This is a genomic window from Mesorhizobium sp. M0500, assembly GCF_040321165.1.
In the GTDB taxonomy this organism is placed as follows: Bacteria; Pseudomonadota; Alphaproteobacteria; order Rhizobiales; family Rhizobiaceae; genus Mesorhizobium.
In genome coordinates, this window is record NZ_JAMYRB010000034.1 from 24,589 (window position 1) to 47,466 (window position 22,878).

The 22,878-nt window shown below is 62.1% G+C and carries 22 protein-coding genes and 1 pseudogene; 7 read left to right on the forward strand and 16 right to left on the reverse strand.

The window, feature by feature from the left end:
* Positions 1–15 precede the first annotated feature (15 nt).
* From NKI70_RS30415 to NKI70_RS30425, 3 genes are all read right to left on the reverse strand, one after another.
* Positions 16–303, reverse strand: coding sequence for a hypothetical protein (locus NKI70_RS30415; RefSeq protein WP_352577673.1), 288 nt, complete (start codon positions 301–303; stop codon positions 16–18).
* 479 nt (positions 304–782) lie between these two features.
* Positions 783–2,183, reverse strand: a complete 1,401-nt coding sequence (locus tag NKI70_RS30420) for a phospholipase D family protein (protein ID WP_352637313.1) — start codon at positions 2,181–2,183, stop codon at positions 783–785.
* A gap of 62 nt (positions 2,184–2,245) precedes the next feature.
* The gene (locus NKI70_RS30425) at positions 2,246–3,061 is read right to left on the reverse strand and encodes an endonuclease/exonuclease/phosphatase family protein (protein WP_023677076.1); all 816 of its coding nucleotides are present in this window, start codon (positions 3,059–3,061) and stop codon (positions 2,246–2,248) included.
* Positions 3,062–3,243: 182 nt separating this feature from the next.
* Between NKI70_RS30425 and NKI70_RS30430 the strand changes: the two genes are divergently transcribed.
* Complete coding sequence (locus tag NKI70_RS30430; RefSeq protein WP_023677075.1) at positions 3,244–3,654, forward strand: DUF427 domain-containing protein; 411 nt, start codon at positions 3,244–3,246, stop codon at positions 3,652–3,654.
* Positions 3,655–3,685: 31 nt separating this feature from the next.
* On the opposite strand, the gene NKI70_RS30435 is transcribed toward NKI70_RS30430, so the two are convergent.
* From NKI70_RS30435 to ku, 4 genes are all read right to left on the reverse strand, one after another.
* On the reverse strand, positions 3,686–4,102 hold the full coding sequence (locus tag NKI70_RS30435; RefSeq protein ID WP_352697325.1) for an HD domain-containing protein: 417 nt from the start codon (positions 4,100–4,102) through the stop codon (positions 3,686–3,688).
* Positions 4,103–4,229: 127 nt separating this feature from the next.
* Positions 4,230–4,601 (reverse strand): avidin/streptavidin family protein, encoded by a 372-nt coding sequence (locus NKI70_RS30440; RefSeq protein WP_352577667.1) that lies wholly within the window; start codon positions 4,599–4,601, stop codon positions 4,230–4,232.
* A 75-nt stretch (positions 4,602–4,676) separates the two neighbouring features.
* Complete coding sequence (locus NKI70_RS30445; protein ID WP_352684393.1) at positions 4,677–6,077, reverse strand: PAS domain-containing HWE histidine kinase family protein; 1,401 nt, start codon at positions 6,075–6,077, stop codon at positions 4,677–4,679.
* Between the two features lie 93 nt (positions 6,078–6,170).
* Entirely contained in the window at positions 6,171–7,004 is an 834-nt protein-coding gene (gene ku / locus NKI70_RS30450; RefSeq protein WP_352697323.1) for a non-homologous end joining protein Ku, read from the reverse strand.
* 119 nt (positions 7,005–7,123) lie between these two features.
* Here ku and NKI70_RS30455 point away from each other — a divergent pair, with 119 nt between their 5' ends.
* A complete protein-coding gene (locus NKI70_RS30455) occupies positions 7,124–7,588 on the forward strand; it encodes an NUDIX hydrolase (RefSeq protein WP_352684389.1) in 465 nt (154 codons plus the stop codon).
* A gap of 54 nt (positions 7,589–7,642) precedes the next feature.
* Here the strand turns inward: NKI70_RS30455 and NKI70_RS30460 are convergent, their stop codons facing one another.
* The gene (locus tag NKI70_RS30460; RefSeq protein ID WP_352725942.1) at positions 7,643–8,245 is read right to left on the reverse strand and encodes an alpha-ketoglutarate-dependent dioxygenase AlkB; all 603 of its coding nucleotides are present in this window, start codon (positions 8,243–8,245) and stop codon (positions 7,643–7,645) included.
* 111 nt (positions 8,246–8,356) lie between these two features.
* On the opposite strand from NKI70_RS30460, the gene NKI70_RS30465 reads away from it, so the two are divergent.
* Positions 8,357–8,572 (forward strand): KTSC domain-containing protein, encoded by a 216-nt coding sequence (locus tag NKI70_RS30465; protein ID WP_352697321.1) that lies wholly within the window; start codon positions 8,357–8,359, stop codon positions 8,570–8,572.
* A 163-nt stretch (positions 8,573–8,735) separates the two neighbouring features.
* Positions 8,736–8,891 (forward strand): annotated as a pseudogene (locus tag NKI70_RS30470) (histidine kinase); the annotation flags it as partial.
* A gap of 37 nt (positions 8,892–8,928) precedes the next feature.
* Here the strand turns inward: NKI70_RS30470 and NKI70_RS30475 are convergent.
* Positions 8,929–10,110, reverse strand: coding sequence for an acetate/propionate family kinase (locus tag NKI70_RS30475; protein WP_352697319.1), 1,182 nt, complete (start codon positions 10,108–10,110; stop codon positions 8,929–8,931).
* Positions 10,110–12,521 (reverse strand): phosphoketolase family protein, encoded by a 2,412-nt coding sequence (locus tag NKI70_RS30480; RefSeq protein ID WP_352697317.1) that lies wholly within the window; start codon positions 12,519–12,521, stop codon positions 10,110–10,112. The genes NKI70_RS30475 and NKI70_RS30480 overlap by 1 nt, the downstream gene beginning before the upstream one ends.
* A gap of 298 nt (positions 12,522–12,819) precedes the next feature.
* Here NKI70_RS30480 and NKI70_RS30485 point away from each other — a divergent pair, with 298 nt between their 5' ends.
* Entirely contained in the window at positions 12,820–14,820 is a 2,001-nt protein-coding gene (locus NKI70_RS30485; RefSeq protein WP_352725944.1) for a protein-L-isoaspartate(D-aspartate) O-methyltransferase, read from the forward strand.
* Positions 14,821–14,868: 48 nt separating this feature from the next.
* The gene (locus tag NKI70_RS30490; protein WP_023677063.1) at positions 14,869–15,114 is read left to right on the forward strand and encodes a hypothetical protein; all 246 of its coding nucleotides are present in this window, start codon (positions 14,869–14,871) and stop codon (positions 15,112–15,114) included.
* A gap of 112 nt (positions 15,115–15,226) precedes the next feature.
* Here the strand turns inward: NKI70_RS30490 and NKI70_RS30495 are convergent, their stop codons facing one another.
* Genes NKI70_RS30495 through NKI70_RS30510 form a run of 4 tightly spaced genes read right to left on the reverse strand, consistent with a single transcriptional unit; the run spans position 15,227 to position 20,652 of the window.
* A complete protein-coding gene (locus tag NKI70_RS30495; RefSeq protein WP_352620755.1) occupies positions 15,227–15,811 on the reverse strand; it encodes a DUF1772 domain-containing protein in 585 nt (194 codons plus the stop codon).
* 11 nt (positions 15,812–15,822) lie between these two features.
* Positions 15,823–17,361, reverse strand: coding sequence for a SpoVR family protein (locus NKI70_RS30500; RefSeq protein WP_023677061.1), 1,539 nt, complete (start codon positions 17,359–17,361; stop codon positions 15,823–15,825).
* Positions 17,361–18,683 carry a YeaH/YhbH family protein gene (locus tag NKI70_RS30505; protein WP_023677060.1) on the reverse strand — a complete coding sequence of 441 codons (1,323 nt, stop codon included), beginning with the start codon at positions 18,681–18,683 and terminating at the stop codon, positions 17,361–17,363. The genes NKI70_RS30500 and NKI70_RS30505 overlap by 1 nt, the downstream gene beginning before the upstream one ends.
* Positions 18,684–18,702: 19 nt before the next feature.
* Positions 18,703–20,652: a PrkA family serine protein kinase gene (locus NKI70_RS30510; RefSeq protein WP_023677059.1), complete on the reverse strand. Its 1,950-nt coding sequence runs from the start codon at positions 20,650–20,652 to the stop codon at positions 18,703–18,705.
* A 271-nt stretch (positions 20,653–20,923) separates the two neighbouring features.
* Between NKI70_RS30510 and NKI70_RS30515 the strand changes: the two genes are divergently transcribed.
* Entirely contained in the window at positions 20,924–21,085 is a 162-nt protein-coding gene (locus NKI70_RS30515; protein ID WP_023677058.1) for a hypothetical protein, read from the forward strand.
* A 16-nt stretch (positions 21,086–21,101) separates the two neighbouring features.
* On the opposite strand, the gene ocd is transcribed toward NKI70_RS30515, so the two are convergent.
* Together ocd and NKI70_RS30525 are read right to left on the reverse strand one after the other, a co-directional pair.
* A complete protein-coding gene (ocd, locus tag NKI70_RS30520) occupies positions 21,102–22,169 on the reverse strand; it encodes an ornithine cyclodeaminase (RefSeq protein WP_023677057.1) in 1,068 nt (355 codons plus the stop codon).
* 3 nt (positions 22,170–22,172) lie between these two features.
* Positions 22,173–22,878: arginase family protein (locus NKI70_RS30525; protein WP_502898950.1), on the reverse strand; the 706-nt coding region annotated here is incomplete at its 5' end.

The window sequence follows — 22,878 nt, forward strand, 5'->3', positions numbered from 1 at the left end:
GCGCTCGGACCGGCCTTACAGGGCCGGCATTTGCTCGGCCGCCGACGTAGAAATCTTTTGGCCATGGCCGTTGAGTTGCCTGGCCTCGTCCTCGGCTGCGTCTTCGAGCTTGGCGACGAGCAGATCCTTGAGGTCGCCAACCTCTTCCTCGATGTCTTCGATGGGTACGCCGGCGTCGGCCGCCTCTTCCTTGCATTCCCTGGCGAGGATTTCCGCCTCCCTTTCAAGCTTGATCGGAGGCGGCGGCACATGAACGTTTTCGTGGATCCAGTCCTGCAAGAATTCTATCGCACTGTCGCTCATGGCGCTCACCTATAGCGGCAACCCTGTAGTGCACATTAACGTACGTGTTGCAAAATGGATGCTTGGCAACGCCGGATTTCGGGTAGCGATACTTGACGATAGCGTGATCGCTTAGGAACTGGAGCTTCTGCAGCCAAATGGAATCACTTGGCGTCGCGGAATTGCGTCTAACCAGACAGTTGGAGCGGGATCTAATTTGAAAGCATCCCGCCCTAAGACGTGTTGCGCCGACGCGCCGGTGTTGCTCGATTCGGATCGCTTGTCGGCCGACCATCGTCATCGGCAGCAGCCGGTCGTGTCGGCCGCTCAGCGGCGCGGTCGGCGCGCATTTTGCGTTTATGCGCCATCCAGAACGGCAAGAGCTCGGCAAGAAAACTGTATATCGTGGTCTTCATCGGCATGCTCCGGACAACGGTTACAACTCGTGGTCCCGCATTTCCGTTCCGACAAAGAGTTGCGTTCCGACAAATCCGTCGCTTCTATAATTGCGATTCGATCGGCAGGCAGCCAACCAACGCTGCAACGATACGCCGATAGAGACTGGCCTCCGGTTCACGCGAACATTGCCGCATCTCGCCATCCGCGATGCCGAGCCACCGCACGGCGCCTTTGTCCAGGACCAGTTGATAGCTCGTCTGCGGCGACTTTTCGTGCTCGAACAGCCGGCGCAACTCCATCACCAGATTGGCATCGTGGAAAAGCACGCCCATTTCCGCATTCAACGACACCGAACGCGGATCGAAATTGAAGGAACCGACAAACCCGAGCGTATCGTCGACCGTGAAGGCCTTGGTATGGAGGCTGGCTCCCTTTGAGCCGAAAACGGAGATGTTGGCCTGGCGGTTGAAGGGTTGCAATTCGAAAAGCTGGATACCTTTTTTAAGCAGCTTGCGGCGGTATTTGGCATAAGCGCCGTGCACTGCGGCGACGTCCGTCGCGGCGAGCGAGTTGGTCAGGATTGCAACCTCGGCGCCACGGTCCACCAGCTTCGACAGGATGGCCAACCCGGTGCGGCCGGGGATGAAATAGGGCGAGACGATTTCGAGCCGCTGTCTGGTCGCCGCGATAGCGGGAAGCAGCTCCTTGGTCAGCCAGTTCCTGCGCCGCTTGCCGCGCACCTTTTCCGGCGGATCGGAAATGACGCGAACGCCTTTCGTCCAGCAGACCTCGTTATGCGCCGCAATGAACTCCGTGATCGTGCGCCAGGCACTGAGGCTGTTCAAAAGCTGGCCGTCCATCGACGCATCGAGATTATCGAGGAAATCGGCGCGCGAGCCCACCGCAGCCGGGTTGAGCAGCTGGATCGGCTTTGCCGCCTCGCAATTCCAGAACGCCTCGAAGATCTGCATCGTCTGCCCAACGGCAGGACCGAGAAGCAACAGGTCGAGATCACGGAAATTTGTCTCCGCGGCGTCGAAATAGGCATCGCCGATATTTCTTCCTCCGACGATGGCCAGGCTCCCGTCGGCGATCCAGGCCTTGTTGTGCATGCGGCGGGTCATCGCAAACAGCCGGGCGACCATCTCCAGCGAGCGAAAGATGCTGCCGTTCCTCATGCCGCTGGGGTTGAACAGCCTCAGCTCGATGTTCTTGTAGCTGTTGAGCGCCAGGTAAGCGGCGTCGCTGTTGCGCGGATTTATATCGTCCAGCAGCATGCGGACGCGGACACCGCGCTCCGCCGCCCTGACGACCTCTTGCATCAGCAGCCGGCCGCTATGGTCGTCGTGCCAGAGATAGTACATCAAGTCGAGGCTGCTGGTGGCACTGCGCGCGGCAAGGATTCGTGCGGCAAATGCATCATAATTGTCGGCGATCAGCAGCAGCCCGCTATCGCCGGCCGCGATCTTGTCCCGGGCAACCCGCGAAATGGCCGTATCCATGAAATACACCGGCAAATATCAGCGAAGCAAACGATCTGAATCTGACTAACAACCCTCCAGGTTCATTCTGGTTGCAGTCGCGGCTGCCTTATCGCGTCAAGGTTCAGGCGGGCCTTGATGGGCAGATGGTCGGAGGCGCGCTGCGCCAGCGGCGTCTTGTGCACCTCGATGCTGGAAATCAGGTGCGGCGGCCTGGCCAGGATGCGGTCGAGCGCAAACAGCGGAAAGCGCGACGGAAAGCTCGGCAGAACCGCATCGATCGGACCGAAATGCGGCAGCAGGGCCAGCAGCGAAGACCTGTTGCGGACCCGCCATTCGTTGAGGTCGCCGAGCAGGATTGTTGGCCGCAGAACCGGGTGCGTGGCTTCGACAAGTGCGTTGGCCTGCTGCGAGCGCGACCGCCGCAGCAAGCCGAAATGTGCGGCTATGATCCTGAGGGAGACGCCCTTCAGTTCCAAGTCCGCGATAACCGCACCGCGCGGCTCGAGGCCGGGCAGCCGGATCTGGTTCACGCTTTCGACCACGCCGCGGCGTGCCAGGATCAGATTTCCGTGCCAGCCATGGCTGCGGCGGTTTTCCGGGATGTGTGTGGGGACGAGGTCGCTGTCGCGCTCGAGTGCTGCGAGATCCAGCAATCCCTGCCTGCTTCCGGTTCTTTCGTCGGCCTCCTGCAAAGCAATGATATCGGCGTCGAGTTCCTTGACCACGGCCGCGACCCGCTCCGGATCGAACCTGCCGTCGGTGCCGACGCATTTATGCACATTGTAGGATGCGACCGTAGTGCATGAAATTTCATTGCCGGGTGCCGCAAACCGCGGCACTTCCCTTCGCAGCGCAGCGCCAAGCGACCTTGGAAGGGTAGGCGATCGATCCAGCATGTTATCCATTTGCTGTTGAGTCGGTGAGTGGCGGCCATTGCGATTATGGCGCGTGCGGAGGTCTGAAACAACGACGACCTTGCAAAACCGTTCCACCACCCGGCCTCGGCGCGCCCGCGGTCTGGAACCCTGACGGGCAACAACACGTTTCGGGAAGGCAGCGCAGTCAACGGAGAAGTCGAATGCAGTCCTTAGCCGCAGATTCCGCCCCCCGCCCAGGCCCGCTCAGGATTGTCCCGTTTGATGGAACCGTGACCGTCCGGTTCTCCGATGCCATTATTGCGTCGAGCGAGCGGGCAAAGCTGCTCTATGAAGACGGCCATGATCCTGTTTTCTACATACCCTTCGAGGACATCTATTTCGACCTCTTGGAGAAGACGAACACGACGAGCCACGGCCCGCTGAAGGGCACGGCAAGCTATTGGCGTGTTCATGCGGTCGGTTCGTCGGCAGAAGACTTCATGTGGGCCTACGAGACGCCCGACACCCCGGCATTGGCGATCGCCCGCCATGGTGCGTTCGATCCCGGCAGGGCGCGGATCGACGCCGATCCCGCGGAAGACAAGCGGCACACGCCGCACGTCACCGAGTAAACCCACATCGGCGACAGCCGCCAGCTGTCCGTCAGCTCGCGAACTCTTCCCTGAGAATGCGCAGGCCGTCTTCGTATTTCGCTGTCGAGGCACCGATCTGCCGTGCCTGCCATAGATTGTCGGCGAGATCGGCGCGCTTGACTGGCAACGCCAACGGATTGGCCGCGGCCCTGCGAACGAAAGCGGCATCATCCTCGTTTGGCAGCCGCGTCATGGCGTCGACGGCAGACACGATGGACGGCCCGAACCCGGCCGCCTCAAGCCGGTCGCGGTTCCAGCCGTCGCCTTTTTCGACGACGTCGTGAAGATAGGCGATGGCTTTCTGGTCGAGCGTTTCGACGGCATCGACGACCCGGCGGCAATGTTCGATATAAGGCCGCCCTGTCTTGTCCGTCTGCCCGGCATGAGCCTGTTCGGCGATTTTCGCTGCGCGATAAAGCACGCTCATTGGGTCGACCCCGTAACGAACAGCGCATGTCCTGGCTAACGCGCCATCGTCAGCGCGAGTTCCGATGCACCGCGGGAACCCTGCTGCCTCACTTGCGAGCTGAATGCCGCGGCGGCGGGCGCGATAGTCAGGAGACGCGTTCAAAACTGTCGAGGCTGGTTCCAAACGCGCGCCAGGCGGGGAGTTTCCTGGCACGGGCCGGGGCACCTTCCTGTTCCGCCGACAGAGCGGCATCCGCAACGGTGTGCCACAGCATCTCCAGCTTCCCGTTCCTGAGGATGCCGGTATAGCTCACCGCCGCGGCTCCGACCCGCCCTTCGGCCGCGCAGGTGAAGCCGATGACGTCTCCATGGCAGGCTCCGAACAGCGGCACGGTCATGCCGAAGAAGGCGCTGTCCTCTAGCGCCGTCCTGAAGGTTCCGCTGATCCGTCCGCCCTCTTCGGTGGTCAGTTCGACCACCGACCCGTACTGATTCCGCCAGGTGCCCAGCCAACTCATCGCTGCTCCTCCTGATTGCTACCAAAGGGATTGCGTTGCCACACGGCCGCCAAGCCGCGGCCGGTGTAGCGGCCTTCAATCAGCCGCGATGCCAGCCATCGACATCTGAACGAAGCGCAGCGGCGCTTCCAGCGTCCAGGTGATGCCGTGCCTGGCGAATTCCAGGCGGCCGGTGCCGCTGAGCGCCTGCGGCGTGACGCGTTTGAGCACAACCGTTCCGAAACCGCGTCGCGTGTTTTCATCCACCAATGGTCCGTCCAGTTCCCGCCAGACAAGGCGGAAGCCGTCGCTGCCATCGGCGGCTGGGGTCACGGTCCATTCGACCTCGACCCGTCCGTCATGGTGCGACAGCGCTCCGTGTTTTACCGAATTGGTGGCCAGCTCGTGAAAGGCAATGCCGAGATATTGCACGGCGTTCGGCTGCAGCATGATCGTCGGCCCGCTCATCGACAGACGGGCCTGTGTCGCGAAGGCCTTGGTCTGTGCATGGATCAATTCGCCGATGGTCGCGCCACGCCATTCCGCATCGACCAGGAGGTCGTGCGATTCCGAAAGGGCCATGATGCGTTCCCGGACCCGTGAAAGGAAGGCCTCTGGCGTACCCGCCAGCTTGCTGGTCTCGCGGATCATCGAGACGATCACCGAATACTGGTTTTTAACGCGATGGTTGACTTCGCGCATGAGTGTGCGGATGCGCCGTTCGCTTTCCTTGTGGGGGCTGATGTCGCGCGCGATCTTGGAGGCGCCGATGATACGCCCGATGCCGTCGCGTATCGGCGAGATGGTGAGCGAAACCGGAACCAGGGTGCCGTCCTTGCGCTGCCGGATAGTCTCGTATGAGGGAATCCGTTCGCCGGCGCGAATGCGGCTGATGATCATGGCTTCCTCATCCAGATGGTCGGGCGGGATGAGGATCGTCACCGGGCGCCCGATCGCCTCGGCGGGCGTATAGCCGAACAGGCGTTGTGCCGCGTCGTTCCAGCTGGTGATAATGCCGTTCAGGTCTTTGGACACGATGGCGTCCATCGAGGATTCGACGATGGCGGCGAGCCTTATGCCGGCGTCGTCGGCCAGCGTCTGCACGCGCAGGTCGAGCAGGGTGTTGATGGCGCCGACAACCTCGCCGGCTTCATTGCGAAGCAGGACCGGATGCGCACTGAACGGGATGAGTTGGCCGTCCGGCCGCTCGGCGATGGCTCGGCCCCCACGAACGTCCCGCTCCTCGAGCAACGCAACGGCCATTGGACACTCGTCATGCGCCATCGGCCGCCCGTCGAGGTGGCGAAGCTTCCATGACCCGCACCAGCGATCCTGGCCGATAACCGGACGATATCCCCAGAGATCGGCAGCGGGTTCGTTGAAGAAGGTGATGTAGCCTTGTTTGTCGGTGGTGTAGACGGCCACAGGCAACGCCTGCATCAGATCGGCGGAGGAAACTTGCGGGATCCCGCCAGTCCTTAGTTCAACGACGTCCACCAGTCCCCCGCTCCGCTTGGCTTGCCGACGGATTGCTACGTCATCTAAATGCGCGCGAGCGTTTTCGGTTCCGTTCGATCCGCTTTCGGACATTCAGGCTGATTTGCGTTTTGGGGCCGTTCTCGGCTTTTTGCTGGGAGCCTTGCCGCCTTCCTGCGCCAGGCTTTTGCGCAGAACATCGGCGAGATTGATGACGTTCGTCTTGGGCTCAGGTGCCGGCTTGGGCGGTTTCTTGCCCTTGCGCTTGGCCTCGATCATTGCAACCAGCGCCTTTTCATAAGTATCGTCGAACTTCGACGGGTCGAATTTGGCGGGCTTCTTGTCGATCAGCAATTGCGCGATTTCCAGCATCTCGGGATCGACCTTGCGAGCCTTCAGCCCTTCGAACACCGCGTCCGCCGCGACCACTTCATTGTGGTTGCGTAATTCCGTCATTACCATGCCCTTGCCCAGCGGCTGGATCAGCACCTCTCGGCCTCGCTGGTACAGCACGACGCAGGAGCGGGCTGCCACTTTCTTCCTGGCCATGGCGTCCCGGATCACCGCGAAAGCCTCCGTGGAGGGCGCGTCGGCCGGAACGAGATAGTAGGGTTTTTCGAGGTAGCGTGCGTCGATTTCGGCGGCAGGCACGAACTCGCCGATCTCGAGCGTATGCTGCGATACCATCTTCAGTTTCTTGATTTCGTCCGGCTCTATATGGATGAACTCACCCTTTTCGACCTCATAGCCTTTTACCTGCTCGGCCGCCTCGACCGTGTCGCCAGTCTCCTCGTCTAGATAGGCGCTCTTGACCGGGAGACCGTCCTCGCGGTTCAGGATCCTGAAATGCACTTTCTCGGCCTCGCTGACGGCACCCATGATCTTGACGCCACAGGAAACCGATCCGACTTTCATAAAGCCCTTCCAGGCAGCTCGCGGCGTCGCCATGTCGATCACTCATTTGTCGAACGGACGGAACGGCTGCGCGCGGAAATCGTTCCGCCATGGCAGGCTGTTCCATATGCCGGCCCGGACGTTTGTTTCATTTTCGTCAGGGGAATAGCGGAATGGCCCAACGCAGCGCAGGATTGCTCATCTTTCGCCGAAGGGAAGGACATCTCCAGGTCTTGCTGGTGCATCCGGGCGGACCATTCTGGGCGAAGAAGGACGACGGCGCATGGTCGATCCCGAAGGGCTTGGTCGACGAGAACGAGGACGAGCTGGCGGCGGCAAAACGCGAGGCCGAAGAGGAACTCGGTCTTGCCATCGACGGGGATTTCGAAAGCCTTGGCAGCTACAGGCAGCCGGGCGGCAAGCTCGTCATCGCATGGTGCGTCGAGACGGATTTCGACAGCGACGCCATCAGCAGCAACACCTTCGTCATGGAATGGCCGCCAAGGTCCGGCTCGATGAAGGAATTTGCCGAAGTCGACAAAGCGGGCTGGTTCTCCCTGCCTGAAGCCAACCTCAAGATCCTGAAAGGCCAGCGCGCCATGTTGGCGGACTTTGCCGGCCGGCATGGCGACGGATGAATTTGTTTCAGCCCAGTTCTTAGGGCAGTGCTCGGGCTTCCTCACCGCTCTGCTTTAAGCGCGTTGCGGCCGCAGCGTGCGCAACGTGATCGAATAGCGGTGCTCCGCAACCGGCGGAATGCTGTGCTCCCATTCGTTGCGCGCAGCACCCGTCATCAGAGAGGCCGATCTTGGCTCGACGGTGACCGTCTTGCGGTCCCATCGCGTGCCGCTTTTCCGCCGCAGGCGAAAGCTGCAGGCGGCCAGCAGGGAAACCCCGGCGACGGCCTCGAAATGAGGCTTGTCGCGGTGCCAGCCGATACCGGCGCCCGGCCGGTACTCGTTGATCAGCACCTGCACGAAGGTCTCGGCGGGCAGGCGGGCGAAGGCTGCAACCTTTTCCCTGAGCGGCAGCAGAAAGCCGGGTATCGGCGGTGCCTCGACGACTTCGCGCCGGTCGTAATCATAACGCAGCCCGAAACCGACCACCCGCCGGTTTGCCAGATGGCCGTGAAAGTCGAAGGCCTGAAAAGGCAGGCTTGCGAGCTGGCTCGCCAACGCTGCTTGTTCGTCCGGCGTGATCAGTTCGGGCCGGTAGCGGAATCCTTCCGGCAGGTCGTCGGCGGCGGCAAAGAGATCGCCCTGGCGGGCTGCAGCCGATGTCTTGGGCGATGGCATCAACCGTATTTGGTGAAGCCGGCCCGTAGCGGCAAGGCTGCTTCGGCAGCAAGGAACTTCGCTCTCCGTGCAGGGTTATTCACACGACGGCGTGGATTGGACCTGTTGAGAATGCCTTCAACTGCGATCAGAAGCATCGATTACCAACCGGCGACGAGGATCCTCTCCGTATGGTTCGTCCCGAGCGGAAACCGCTATGATTACGAGGACGTGCCGCCGCAGGTCCACGCCGCGTTCCGCAAATCCTCATCAAAAGGCCGGTTCTTCAACGAGCATATTCGCGACCGGTACAAATACCACCTGATCGAGCAGAGCCACTCCAGCTGAACTTTCAGACGCTTCTCATTCATGAACTCGGCTGTCCGCCATTCCTGGCCGCACGGCGCAATGAGCGGACTTCGCAGTTGGCGAGTGACCTGATATTGACCATAATCCCCCCGCCGAAAACATCGAAAGCTTGGAATGTCCGCCGAAGCCGAAAAAACCGAGCGAAGGCGAGACCTGGCCGAAACCCGGCAAGCTCGGAGCACTGATCGCTCAATCGCTGACCGAAAATGCCAAAGCCCGGTTCGAGGTGGATTCTGCCCCCGGCAAAGGAACGCGGGTGACCATCGTGTTCAACAGATCGGCCGCCCTCGCGGCGTAGCCGGTCGAGCAAGCGCCGCCATTCGAGGCCATCCGCCTCAGCCGGGGCCGTCGATCACCTTGCGCGTGTGGCGGGCGATGACACCTTCTTCGTCGGTCGCCACGATGCGGACTTCCACCTTGCTCTCCGCCTGGCTCATCAGCGCGGCATGAGAGCTGTTGGCGGCCTCGTCGATCGCCACGCCGAGCCAGTCAAGCCTGTCGCAAATCGCTTTACGGGCCGTGGCCGAGTGCTCGCCGATGCCGGCGGTGAACACCAGGCATTCGAGGCCACCCAGCGTGTTGGCGAGGGCGGCAACTTCCCTGGCGGCGCGGAAGGCGAAAAGCTCCACCGCTTCGCGGGCCCGGCCGTCGTCGCTGGCCTCCAGCGAGCGCATGTCGCCGGAAATACCGGACACGCCGAGCAGGCCGGATTCCTCGTAGAGCATGTCTTGCAGCGCCTCTCCTGAAACGCCTCTTTCCAGCAGCAGGTACAAAAGCACGCCCGGATCGATGGCGCCGCAGCGTGTGCCCATGACCAGGCCGTCAAGCGCCGAAAAGCCCATCGTCGTATCGACGCTGCGCCCGTCGCGCATGGCGCACAGGCTCGCCCCATTGCCGAGATGGGCGACGATGGTTCTTTTTGCCGCCAGATCGGGCGATATCTGCTCGAGTCGGCCCGCGACATATTCGTAGGAAAGCCCGTGAAAGCCGTAGCGGTGGATGCCGTCTGCCTCATAGCGGCGCGGCAGCGCGAAACGGCTGACCAGAGGCTCGATGGTCCGATGGAAGGCGGTGTCAAAGCATCCGACCTGCGGCAGGTCGGGCCGCAACGCGGCAAGCGCCCGGATCGGCGCGAGGCTGCGCGGCTGGTGCAGTGGCGCAAGCGGGGTCAGCCTGTCGAGAGCCTCGATAATTGTCGGCGTCAGGCGGACAGGTTCGACGAACTCGCGCCCGCCATGGACGATGCGATGGCCGGCGGCGATCAATTTCCTTCCGCCAAGTTCGTTCTCGATCCATTGCAGCATCTGGCCGATGCCCATGTCGCGTGATGCGTCCGCGGCAAGTGGCCGATCGCACTGCAGCTCCCCATCGGCGGCTTTCGCGGTCAGCCTTGGCGCATCGCCCAGATCCAGCGAACCGCGCGAGGCAAGATCCAGTTCGGCGGACGCTTCAAGATCGTAAAGCCCGAACTTGATGCTGGAAGAGCCGGCATTCAACGCAAGGATCGATCGTCGCATCAATCGCCGGCCCTCGTCGCGCCGTCCTGCGGCCAAGACCATTTCTGGATCTCGGGCATGTCCTCGCCATGTTCGCGGACATAGGCCGTGTGCTCAGCCAATTTCCCGTGCAACGCCGCGGCAAGATCCTTCGCCCGCTCGGCCAGCCCCGGCACACGCGCGATCGCGGCGAGCGCCAGATGATAGCGGTCGAGCTGGTTGAGCACCACCATATCGAACGGCGTCGTCGTCGTGCCTTCCTCGCGAAAGCCGTGCACATGCATGTTGTCGTGGTTGGCGCGCCGGTAAGTCAGACGGTGAATGAGATAGGGATAGCCGTGATAGGCGAAGATGACCGGCTTGGCCCTGGTGAACAGTGCGTCGAACCTGTCATCGGCAAAGCCATGCGGATGCTCGGAATTCGACTGCAAAATCATCAGGTCGACGACATTGACGACGCGGATATTCAGGTCCGGAATGCCCGAGCGCAGGATATCGGCTGCAGCCAGCGTCTCCAGCGTCGGCACGTCGCCGGCGCAGGCCAGGACCACATCCGGATCTTCGCCCTTGGCAACCGTCCCGGCCCATTCCCAGATGCCGGCGCCGGCCTTGCAGTGTGCTTCCGCGTCTTCGGCGGACAGCCATTGCGGCGCCGGCTGCTTGCCGGCGACGATGACGTTGATGCGGTTGTAGGTTTTCAGGCAATGGTCGGTGATCCACAGCAGCGTGTTGGCGTCGGGCGGGAAATAGAGCCTGACCGTGTCGGCCTTCTTGTTGGCGACGAAATCGGCAAAGCCTGGGTCCTGATGGCTGAAGCCGTTGTGATCCTGTCGCCAGACATGCGAGGTCAGCAGGTAGTTGAGCGAGGCGATCGGCTTGCGCCAGGCAAGTTCGCCGGAGGTCTTCAGCCATTTGGCGTGCTGGTTGACCATGGAATCGATGATGTGGACGAACGCCTCGTAGCACGAGAACAGGCCGTGGCGGCCGGTCAGCAGATAGCCCTCCAGCCAGCCTTGGCAAAGATGCTCGCTGAGCACTTCCATGACGCGGCCGTCACGGGAAAGATGGACGTCGTAAGGCTCGATCCGCTCCATCCAGACCCGATCCGTAACCTCGAACACGTCGTCGAGGCGGTTGGAGGACGTCTCGTCGGGTCCCATCAGCCGGAAATTCCTGGCCTCGGCGTTCAAGCGGATCACATCGCGAAGATAGCTGCCGACGGTCCGCGTCGCCTCCCCGACAGTGCCGCCCGGACGCGGTACGTCGAGCGCCAGGCCTTTCCAGTCGGGAAGCACCAGGTCTTGTTTCAGCAGGCCGCCATTGGCGTAGGGGATAGCGCCCATTCGTCTTGGTCCTGTTGGCGCCAGCGCCGCAAGCTCCGCCAGTAGATGGCCGCCTTCGTCGAACAGCATCTCCGGCTCGTAACTGCGCATCCAGTCTTCGAGGATCTGCCGGTGCGCCGCATCGCCGCGTGCATTCGACACCGGCACCTGGTGCGAACGCCAGAAATCCTCGACCTTCTTGCCGTCGACCTCTTTCGGCCCGGTCCAGCCCTTTGGGCTGCGCAGCACGATCAACGGCCACAGCGGCCGCTCTCCCTTCCAGCCCGCGGCTCGTGCGGGCTCCTGGATGGAGTGGATCCGGCCGAGCACGGTATCGAGCGTGCGGGCCATCTCCCGATGCATCGGGGCAGGCTCATGGCCTTCCACGAAAAAGGTTTCGTAGCCATAGCCGAGGAACAGGCTGCGCAACGCCTCGTCTTCCATGCGGCCGAGGATGGTCGGGCTGGCGATCTTGTAGCCGTTGAGATGCAGGATCGGCAGGACGGCACCGTCGGATGCCGGGTTCAGGAACTTGTTGGAATGCCAGGCCGCGGCGAGCGGGCCGGTCTCGGCTTCGCCGTCGCCGACGACGCAGGCAACCACAAGGTTCGGATTGTCGAAGGCGGCGCCGAAGGCATGGACCAGCGCATAGCCGAGCTCTCCGCCTTCGTGGATCGAGCCGGGCGTCTCCGGAGCCGCGTGGCTCGGCACTCCGCCGGGAAACGAGAACTGCCGGAACAGCTTGCGCAGGCCGTCTTCGTCCCCGCCGACCTCGGGATAGATTTCGCTGTAGGTGCCCTCGAGCCAGCTGTTCGCGACCATTGCCGGGCCGCCGTGACCCGGGCCGCAGATGAACAGGACATCGAGACCACGTTCACGGATAATCCGGTTTAAATGCACATAGATGAAATTGAGGCCGGGCGTCGTGCCCCAATGGCCGAGCAGCCGCGGCTTGATGTGCTCGGGCCGCAAGGGCTCGCGCAAGAGCGGATTGTCGAGCAGGTAGATCTGGCCAACCGAGATGTAGTTCGCGGCGCGCCAGTAGCGGTCCATCAGATCGATCTGGTCAAGGCCGGTCGTGTGCGCAGCGGTGCGGACCTCGTCGTTCATGGAAATGCCTCCGGAATACCCTCGTCCGTCGTTATCTGGAGTGGCGTCGCGTCGGAGAAAGGATTTGCCTTGAAATAAGTTTGGGCGGCGTGGCTAGCGATTGCCGATCCTGCAACCCGCCTCGCCGGACAAAAGCGGGTCGGTCTTTTGGGGAACCTCGGGGCTTGCCAACGGTTAGGGAGATGCACCGCATTGCTTGGATCCAAAGGGACTGCCGAGGCCCTGAGATACGAGCCGGCCGAGGAGGCGTTGAGCAGCTTGGGCGATTGTAGCGGAGGCCCATAGGAGGAGCAAAAAGATGCTCGATCTCTCCCATGCCCGCAACCAAATGGTCGACATCCACTTGAGCCGCCGTGGCATTCGCGACCGCAATGTCCTTCAGGCGATGCGCGAGGTCCCGCGCGAGGCTTTCGTCGATCCTGGCTTTGAAGAATTCGCCTATGAGGACGGGCCGCTGCCGATCGCCGAAGGTCAGACGATATCGCAGCCCTACATCGTTGCGTTCATGATCGAAATGGCCGAGGTCGGAGCCGGCGACCACGTCCTCGAGGTTGGCACCGGCTCGGGCTATGCGGCTGCCGTAATGAGCCGGATCGTCGAACGCGTCTACACGATCGAGCGCCACGCCGCGTTGGCTGAAACGGCAAGGCAGCGGTTCAAAAAGCTTGGCTACGACAATATCGAAGTCCGCACCGGCGACGGCACCAAAGGCTGGCCCGAGGCGGCACCCTTCGATGCGATCCTGGTTGCGGCCGCCGGACCCGGCGCACCGCTCGCTCTGCAGGAACAGCTCGACGTCGCTGGCCGGCTTGTCATCCCGGTCGGCGATGAATTCGACTCGCAGCGCCTGCTCAAGGTCACCCGTACCGGCGCCGCAACCTACACTGAGGAGGATTTCGGCGGCGTGCGGTTTGTTCCGCTGATCGGCGAGCAAGGCTGGGGCGAGCCAGGCAGCGACAGCCAGATAGCGGCCGATCTTCCGCACCGGCATCAGCGCAGGAGCAGCCTGCCGCAGATGATCGCGGCCGCCGCCGAACCGCTTCCGGATTTCGACGATCCGGCCTTCGGTGCGCTGTTCGACCGGTTTGCCGACCGCCGCGTCGTCTTGCTCGGCGAAGCCAGCCACGGCACGTCGGAGTTCTACCGTGCGCGCGCCGCGATCACTCGCAGGCTGATCGAGAAGCATGGCTTCACCATCGCCGCGGTCGAGGCCGACTGGCCCGATGCCGCGGCGATCGACCGCTACGTCCGCCATCGGCCGCCGCGGCCTGGCGCAGATCCGCCGTTCCAGCGCTTTCCCACCTGGATGTGGCGCAACACCGACGTCGCCGAGTTCGTCGACTGGATGCGACAGCATAATGAGCGGATCAGGCTATCCTCCCGGCGGGCCGGGTTCTATGGCCTCGACATCTACAATATGGGTGGATCGATTGCGGCGGTCCTGCAATATCTCGACCGGGTCGATCCGCAGGCGGCGAGGATCGCGCGCGAACGCTATGGCTGCCTGACGCCGTGGCAGAACGACCCGGCCACCTATGGCCGTGTCGCACTCACCTCCGGTTACCAGAAATGCGAGAAGGCCGTGCTCGAGCAATGCCGGGAACTGCTTTCCAGAGAGCTCGACTACGCGCAGCAGGACGGCATCGATTTCCTCGACGCGAGCCAGAATGCCCGTCTGGTCGCCTCCGCCGAGCGCTATTACCGCACCATGTATTACGGCGGCGCGCAATCCTGGAACCTGCGCGACACCCATATGTTCGAAACGCTGGAGCACCTGCTGCAGGCCCGCGGCCCGAACGCCAAGGCGGTGGTGTGGGCACATAATTCCCATATCGGCGATGCCCGCTATACCGAAATGGGGATCGTCAGGGACGAACTGAATATCGGCCAGCTCTGCCGCCAGCGTTTTGGCGACGAGGTTGCCTTGATCGGGCTCAGTACGCATTCCGGGACGGTGGCCGCCGCCACCGACTGGGACGGCGACATGGAAGTGAAACCGGTTCGGCCTTCCCACAACGACAGCTATGAGCGGCTTTGCCACGACAGCGGCGTCTCGCCTTTCCTGCTCGATTTCGATCGCGACGACACGCTGCGCGAACGGCTTCTGGAGCGCCGGCTGGAACGCTTTATCGGCGTCATCTACCGGCCCGAAACCGAGCTCCACAGCCATTATGCGGACGCCTCGCTCGCCCGCCAGTTCGATGCTTTCGTCTGGTTCGATGAAACCAGTGCCGTGACGCCGCTTGGGCCGGAACATGCGGGGACAGGCCTTCCCGAGACCTATCCTTTCGGGCTGTAGCGAATTTGGACCCTGGGAAAGTGGAAAATCAAAAGAAGGAGGTCACCGATGGCCGGAAAAAAGACTCATGAGCAGCAATTGCGCGTCATCGAAGAGCGCGAGAACACGAAAAACGCCGGCAAGGATTTCGACGCGGAAGCGGATTTGAAAAAGACCAGGCAAGAGCGCGAGGCGTTCCGGCGCGGTGCCGAGCTCAGATCGGACCCGAAGGACATTGCCGATCCCGACGACCGCAACATCATCCGCGGCGAGCACCAGGAAAGCGCCCACAACAAGCATCGCACCGACCGCTGAAACGGCAGGATCGCTTGACGTTAAGATAGTACGCCGGTTCCGTTCCCTGATCTGACGGATGCAGCGTTCGTGGCGACAAGTTGGCGGACGAGGGCCGTCTTGATCCCTGGCGCTATTCAGCAAAAAATGTCGCGGCGATAGCAATTGAGACGAGGCTCAGCATCGCCAGGCCTGCCTTGGCGACATGCGAAGCCTCCCAGACGTTGCGCAAGTCTCTCCAGTCGCCGGTCTGCTTTCGAGAGAACATTGAAAAAAACGTCGCGGCTGATTGCGGCATGGCAACGTCTTGCACCCAGAAATTATTGACGGGATGCGTGATCAACCAATAGGTCGCATGTTCCGCCAGCAAGAAGGCAAGCGCCGCCAAGGTCCACCAGAATCGAGCGCTTGGATAAGGCGTCAGGTAGAGCAGGATGGCGAGGGCAATGATGCCGCCGATCTCGGCAAAGCCGCCGATCGTGAAGCCGGGATAGTAGATCGCCTGCACTGATCTGTAGGTGGCCTCCTTGAGGCGCAACTTGCCGGGCAATTCCAGTGCGTGCGCGAGCGAGAGCGCCATCGAGACGGCGACCAGAAGAAGGGTGGCGATCATCAATGCGCGCATTTTCCTGCTCCCTGAATGATGCCCTCGTGGCGCGCGCGTACTTAGGGTGGTTGGTGATCCTATAAAGGCAACGACACCCGACTTCGCCGGCAAGTCCGGTTCGGTCATTCCCCGATCTGGCTGGTCGACCGTTCGTGGACTGTGGCGCCGGTCTGTGCGTCGACCGCAGCCATGCTGACCTCGTAGCCCCAGAGCTTGCGGATATGGCGCAGCGTGGCGTCGCGGCTGCCGCCTTCCAGCACTATGCCGTCCTTGACCTTATGCTGCAGGCGCAGATGCCGATCGCCGAGCAGGTCCACGTCCACCACCTGGATGTCCGGCCGGCTGGCGCCGATGTCGTAGCTGTGGGCGAGTGCGGCGCGGATGCTCTCGTAGCCGCGCTCATTGTGTATCGAGGCGACTTCGTAGTGCGGATCGTTGGCCGCATCGGCAAGCACAAAGAACCGCCATTTCCGGATCAGGGTAGGGCTCAGATACTGGCGGATGAAGGACTCGTCGCGATGGTTGGCCCAGGCGTCCAGCAGGGTCTGGCGCCAGTCGCCATTGCCGGCGATATCGGGAAACCAGTCGCGGTCCTCGGCGGTCGGCGCGGTCGAGATGCGCTGGATGTCCTGCATCATGTCGAGGCCCAGCGCGTAAGGGTTGATGCCGGAAAAGCGCGGATCGTCGAAGCCCGGCTGGAAGATCACGTTCGAATGGTTGCGCAGCACTTCCAGCATGGCGCCTTCGCCGATCAGGCCGCGGTCGAACAAAAGGTTCATCAGCGTGTAATGCACGAAGGTGGCGCAGCCCTCGTTCATCACCTGCGTTTGGCGCTGCGGATAGAAATACTGCGCGATGACGCGGACAATCCGGATGACCTCACGCTGCCAGGGTTCCAGGATCAGGCTGTTCTTCTCCAGGAAATAAAGCAGGTTTTCCTCGGGCAGCTTGAGCGATTTCCTGCGCTCCGCCATTGTATCCGTCTCGCGGGGCTTGGTGCCGTCCTTCGAAGGCGGCAGCGTGCGCCATAGGTCATTGTAGGAACGCTCCTCGTATTCCAGGCGCTCGCGAACGCCCTCGCGCTGCTTTTCCGACGACAGTTTCGGCGGCCGGTGATATCTGAACACGCCCTGTTCCATCAGCGCATGTGCGGCATCGAGGATCTCTTCCACCGCATCGACGCCATGCCGCTCCTCACAGCGGGCAATGTAGCCCTTGGCGAAGTCCAGATAACTGAGGATGGCGCTGGCGTCAGTCCACTGCTGGAACAGATAATTATTCTTGAAGAAATGGTTATGGCCGAGTGCCGCGTGCGCCGTCACCAGGGCCTGCAGGGCCATGGTGTTTTCTTCCATCAGATAGACGATGCAGGGATTGGAATTGATGACGAGTTCATAGGCGAGCCCCCGTCCGCCTTTGCGGTAGAGCAATTCCTGGTAGAGGTAGTGCTTGCCGAACGACCAGTGGCGGTACATCAGCGGCATGCCGACAGAGGAATAGGCGTCGAGCATCTGTTCTGAGGAGATGATCTCCATCTGCACCGGATAGACGTCGAGGTGGAGCTCTTCCGTGGCGACCGCCTCGATGGTCTCGTAGGCACGCGACAGCGTCCTGAAATCCCAGTCGGAACCGGAAAACAGCAACCCGGATTTGCTCGCCATCAGCCCCCTCTTTCAGCGCTCTTTTGATAACCCGGCTGTCTGGCGAAGAGCTGGCGGAAAACCGGGTAGATGTCGGCCGCCGTGGCGATGCGGCTCATCTGGAAGTTCGACCACCTCAGCTTGACCGCACTGTAGGCACGCCACAGCGACGTGCCGTTGTCGGTGGCGCCGAAGATGTGGCTCTCACGCTCGTCGAGGATCTCGACATAGGCGAAATACTGGCAAAGCCGCATGATCTGTTCGTCGAGCAAGGCGATGCAGCGCTCGGAATCGGTGACGAAATTGTCGCCGTCCGAGGCCTGGGCGACATAGATGTTCCATTCGCGGCTGGGATAGCGTTGCTCGACGATGCGGTGCATCTCCTCGAGCGCCGTGGAAACCACCGTGCCGCCGCTCTGAGTGTTGTAGAAGAAGGTTTCCTCGTCCACCTCCTGCGCCTCGTGCGTGTGGCGAATGAAGACGACCTCGGTGCGGTCATAGCGCCGTTTCAGGAACAGGTGCAGCAGCACGAAGAAGCGCTTGGCCAGATCTTTCTCGCGTTCGCCCATCGAACCGGACACGTCCATCAGGCAGAACATCACCGCATTGGCGTTCGGCACCGGCTGGGCGTCGAAGCGGTTGAAGCGGATATCGACCGGATCGACAAAGGCGATCCGCTTGCGGCGGCGCTCCAGCCGCTCAAGCTCTTCCTGCAGCGCCACGATGCGCTGCCGCATCTCGGCGTTTTGCGGCTTCGTCTCCAGCGTCGCGATCTCCTGCGCGACAGCGTCGACCGCCTCCTGCTTGGGGCGCCTGAGCGCTATGCGGCGGCCATGGCTGTTGCGCATCGTGCGCCCGACATTGATGTTGGTCGGCGAGCCGGTCGCGGCGAAGCCGGCCCGGCGCGGCTTGAAGGCGAGGATCTCCTTGAGGTTGAGCTTGACCATATCAGGCAGTTCGAGGTCTTCGAAAAAGAGGTCGAGCACCTCCTCGCGCGACAGCACGAAACGGAAATCGTCCTCCGATTCGGTTCTCCCCGGGGCGGATCCCATGCCGCCGCCCTGGCCGGGTTTAGGCAGCCGGTCGCCTCGGGCAAAATGCTTGTTGCCGGGCAGGACGTGCTGGCGGCTGCCGCTGTTCCGGGCATCCTTGAAGCTCGGCTCGCCGGTGCCTCGCGCCGGCATCGAAACGGCATGCTCGGCGTCCACGTCGGCGATCTTGCCGGTGCGGATCTGATCGCGGATGGTGCGCTTCAACTCTTCGCGCGCCCGCCGCAGGAAACGCTGCCGGTTGCCGAGGCTTTTGTCCTTCGGGTTCAGTCGGCGATCGATGAAGATCGGCATATGTTACCCCGGGCTGGCTTCAACCCGCCTTGTTCACCCGCATGTACCAGTCCACCAGCCGGCGGACCTGGCGCTCGGTGTAGCCGCGCTGGATCATCCGCTGCACGAATTCGGTATGCCGCTTCTCCGTCACGCTGTCCTGCTTGGAGCCGAAGCTGATCACCGGCAGCAGATCTTCGACCTGCCCGAACATCCGCTTCTCGATGACTTCGCGCAGCTTTTCGTAGCTTGTCCATGATGGGTTGCGGCCATGGTTTCTGGCCCGCGCGCGCAGCGTGAACTTCACCACTTCGTTGCGGAAGTCCTTGGGATTGGCGATGCCGGCCGGCTTTTCGACCTGCGACAGTTCGTTGTCCAGAACCTCGCGATTGAGGATCTGGCCGGTATCGGTATCCTTGTAGTCCTGATCCTCGATCCAGGCATCGGCATAGGCGATGTAGCGGTCGAACAGGTTCTGGCCGTATTCGCTATAGGATTCCAGATAAGCCTTCTGGATCTCGTGTCCGATGAACTCGGCATAACGGGTCGCCAGCTCCGACTTTATGAAATCGAGATAGTCCGCCTCTGTTTCCTTCGGGAACTGCTCGCGCTTGATCGCCTCTTCCAGGATGTACATCAGATGCACCGGATCGGCGGCCACCTCTTCGGTGTCGTAGTTGAAGGTCTGCGACAGGATCTTGAAGGCGAAGCGGGTGCTGACGCCGGTCATGCCTTCATCGACACCGGCCGCGTTTCGGTACTCCTGGACCGACTTCGCCTTGGGATCGGTTTCCTTGAGGTTCTCGCCGTCATAGACGCGCATCTTGGTGTAGAGCGGCGAATTGTCGTGTTCGGCCAGGCGGGTCGAAACGGTGAACCGGCTGAGGATATCGAGCACTTCCGGAGCGCAGGGGCTGGAGGCCAATTCGCTTTCGCGCAACAGCTTCTCGTAGATCTGCCGCTCTTCGGTGACCCGCAGGCAATACGGCACCTTGACCACCAGGATACGGTCGAGGAACGCCTCGTTGTTCTTGTTGTTCTTGAACTGCAGCCATTCCGATTCGTTGGAATGGGCAACGATGATGCCCTGATAGGGGAAAGCGCCGAAATTCTCGGTGCCGTTGTAGCTGCCTTCCTGGGTCGCGGTCAGCAGCGGATGCAGCACCTTGATCGGCGCCTTGAACATCTCGACGAATTCGAGCAGTCCTTGCGTGGTCCGGTTCAGGCCGCCGCTATAGGAATAGGCATCCGGATCGGACTGGCTGAAGTTTTCCAGCTGCCTGATGTCGACCTTGCCGACCAGGGCCGAAACGTCCTGGTTGTTCTCATCGCCCGGCTCGGTCTTGGCGATGCCGATCTGGCGAAGCCTGGACGGCATCAGCTTGACGACGCTGAATTTGGAGATGTCGCCGGACAATTCGTCGAGGCGCTTGGCCGCCCAGGGCGAGATCAGGCCGTTCAGCCGCCGCCGGGCGATGCCGTATTTATCCTCCAAAAGGTCGCCCATGCGGTCGGGGTCGAACAGCCCGAGCGGCGATTCGAACACCGGGCTGACCTGGCCGCCGACCTTCAGCGTATAGATCGGACGCTGCTCCATCAGCCTTTTCAGCTGCTCCGCAAGCGAGGACTTGCCGCCGCCGACCGGGCCGAGGAGATAGAGTATCTGCTTGCGTTCCTCGAGCCCTTGCGAGGCATAGCGGAAATAACCGGCGATACGCTCGATCGTATCCTCCATGCCGTAAAAGTCGGCGAAGGTCGGATAGATCTTGATCGTCCGGTTCGAAAAAATACGGCCAAGCCGCTCGTCCTTGCTGGTATCGACAAAGGTCGGCTCGCCAATCGCCTCGACCATCCGCTCGGGCGCCGAGGCGTACATCGACTTGTCCTCGCGGCAGGCAAGCAGATATTGCTGGAGGCTTATCTCCTCCTGCGCCGCATTCTTGTAAACCTCGGAAAACAGATCGAAGACGTCGGATTGATTCTCACGCATGGTATTCCTAGCCCCGGAGCCGGTGTGGCTGCACGTTTGTCTCTTGAACAACCAAATGTCGGAAAGCCCTTGTGGTTCCCTTCACTTTGCAGAGAGTGCCTGTGACCGAATGATAAGACTCTAGATAAGGGCATCCTGAGTGCAGACAAGGCGTGGAACGCCCCGCTCGAAGCATTAAATCCTGAATCGCGCCACGCCGTGCGGGCGACCTCCGATAAGACGGAGGAACGGTTCTGGTCCTTCCCGGTTGTGAAGGAAAGGAGACGGTTCGATGTTTGAGACTAGTTTGTGGTTGCTCGTTGTTGCAGGCGGTCCACTGCTGCTGGCAATCCTGATCGCCTACGCCCTGCTCACGCAGCGCCGTCGCGGCCCGGCGGAGCGCAGGGAAAGCGACCGCGCCACCGAGCGCCTGTACCAGGAAAAGAAGGACTGACCGACAGGATCGCAGCTCAGCTGCCGGCAACCGCCAGCCCGGCCACTTTTTCGGCGCGCAGCAGCATGCCGAACAGGTCACGCGGTTCATCGGGATCGGCCAGAAGGTCTAGTTCCTCGTAAAGGCCGGTCCGCTGAAGCTGATCGCGGACGTAGCGCAGCGCGGAAAAATCCTCGATCGCAAAGCCGACGGAATCAAACAGCGTGATCTGTCCGGCGTCCGTCCGGCCTGCTGCCTTTCCTGTCATCACCTGCCACAATTCGGTGATCGGATGGTCCGCATCGAGCTGCTGGCTCTCGCCTTCGATGCGCGTCTGCGGCGGATACTCGACGAAAATATTCGAGCGCAGCAGAATGTCGCGATGCAGCTCGGTCTTGCCCGGGCAGTCGCCGCCGACCGCGTTGATGTGCACGCCGGACCCGACCATGTTGTCGGTCAGGATTGTTGCCGACCGCTTGTCGGCGGTCACCGTGGTGATGATCTCTGCACCTTCGACGGCCTCCTGCGCCGACGCGCAGAGCTTGATGTCGAAACCCATGCCGGCAAGGTTCTTCATGCATTTGGTCGAGGCCGCCGGGTCGATATCGTAGAGGCGCAGCCTGTCGACGCCAAGCAGCGCCTTGAACGCAATCGCCTGGAATTCCGATTGCGCGCCATTGCCGATGATCGCCATGCACCGGGCGGCCTCGGGAGCGAGGTATTTCGCCGCGACGGCCGAGCTTGCGGCGGTTCTGAGCGCCGTCAGGATGGTCATTTCCGAAAGCAGCATCGGATAGCCGTTGCCGACATCGGCAAGCACGCCGAAAGCGGTCACGGTCTGGCGGCCGTCACGCGTGTTCTTCGGATGCCCGTTGACGTATTTGAAGCCGTAAAGCTGCCCGTCGCTGGTCGGCATCAGCTCGATGACGCCGTCAATGCTGTGCGAGGCGACGCGCGGCGTCTTGTCGAACAGCTCCCAACGCGTGAAATCCTCTTCGATATAGGCGGCAAGCTCGACCAGAAAGCGCTCGATGCCGATGGCAAGCACCAGCTTCATCATGCGGTCGACGCTGACGAAGGGAACGATGTTCAAATTGACCGTCATGGCTCAGAACCCCCTCGTTGGGCGATCCATGATCCGCCGGCCCATCAAGCTTGCGGTCAGGTCGACCAAAAGCGTGGCGGTGCGGCCGCGTTCGTCGAGAAAAGGGTTGAGCTCGACCAGATCGAGACTGGTGACGAGGCCGCTGTCATGCAGCATTTCCATCGCCAGATGCGCCTCGCGGAAGGTGGCGCCGCCTGGGACGGTGGTGCCGACCGCCGGGGCGATCGACGGGTCGAGAAAATCGACGTCGAGGCTGACGTGGAGCATGCCGTTGGCGGCGCTCACCCGTTCGAGAAAGGCGCGAAGCAGTTGCGCGATGCCGTGCTCGTCGATCGAACGCATGTCGTGGACCGTCACGCCGGCTCTGCGCAATGCATCCCTTTCCGCCAGGTCCACGCTGCGGATCCCCAGCGCGCATATGCGAGCCGGCTCCACCTGCGCTGCAAGGCGGGGGAAATAGCCCTCGAAGCCGGGCTGCCCGCTGGCATAAGCCAGCGGCACACCATGCAAATTGCCGCTGGTCGTCGTGTCGAGCGTATGAAAATCGGGGTGCGCATCGAGCCACAGCACGAAGAGCGGCGGGGGGGGGGGGGGGGGCCCCCCCGCCCCCCCCCCGCCGCGGGCCCGCGCCGCCAAAAGTGTGGGAGGCCCCCGACAAAAGACAAGCACCCGCCCGACCCGCCCCGGAGAGGGGGGGAGGTGGTCGAGA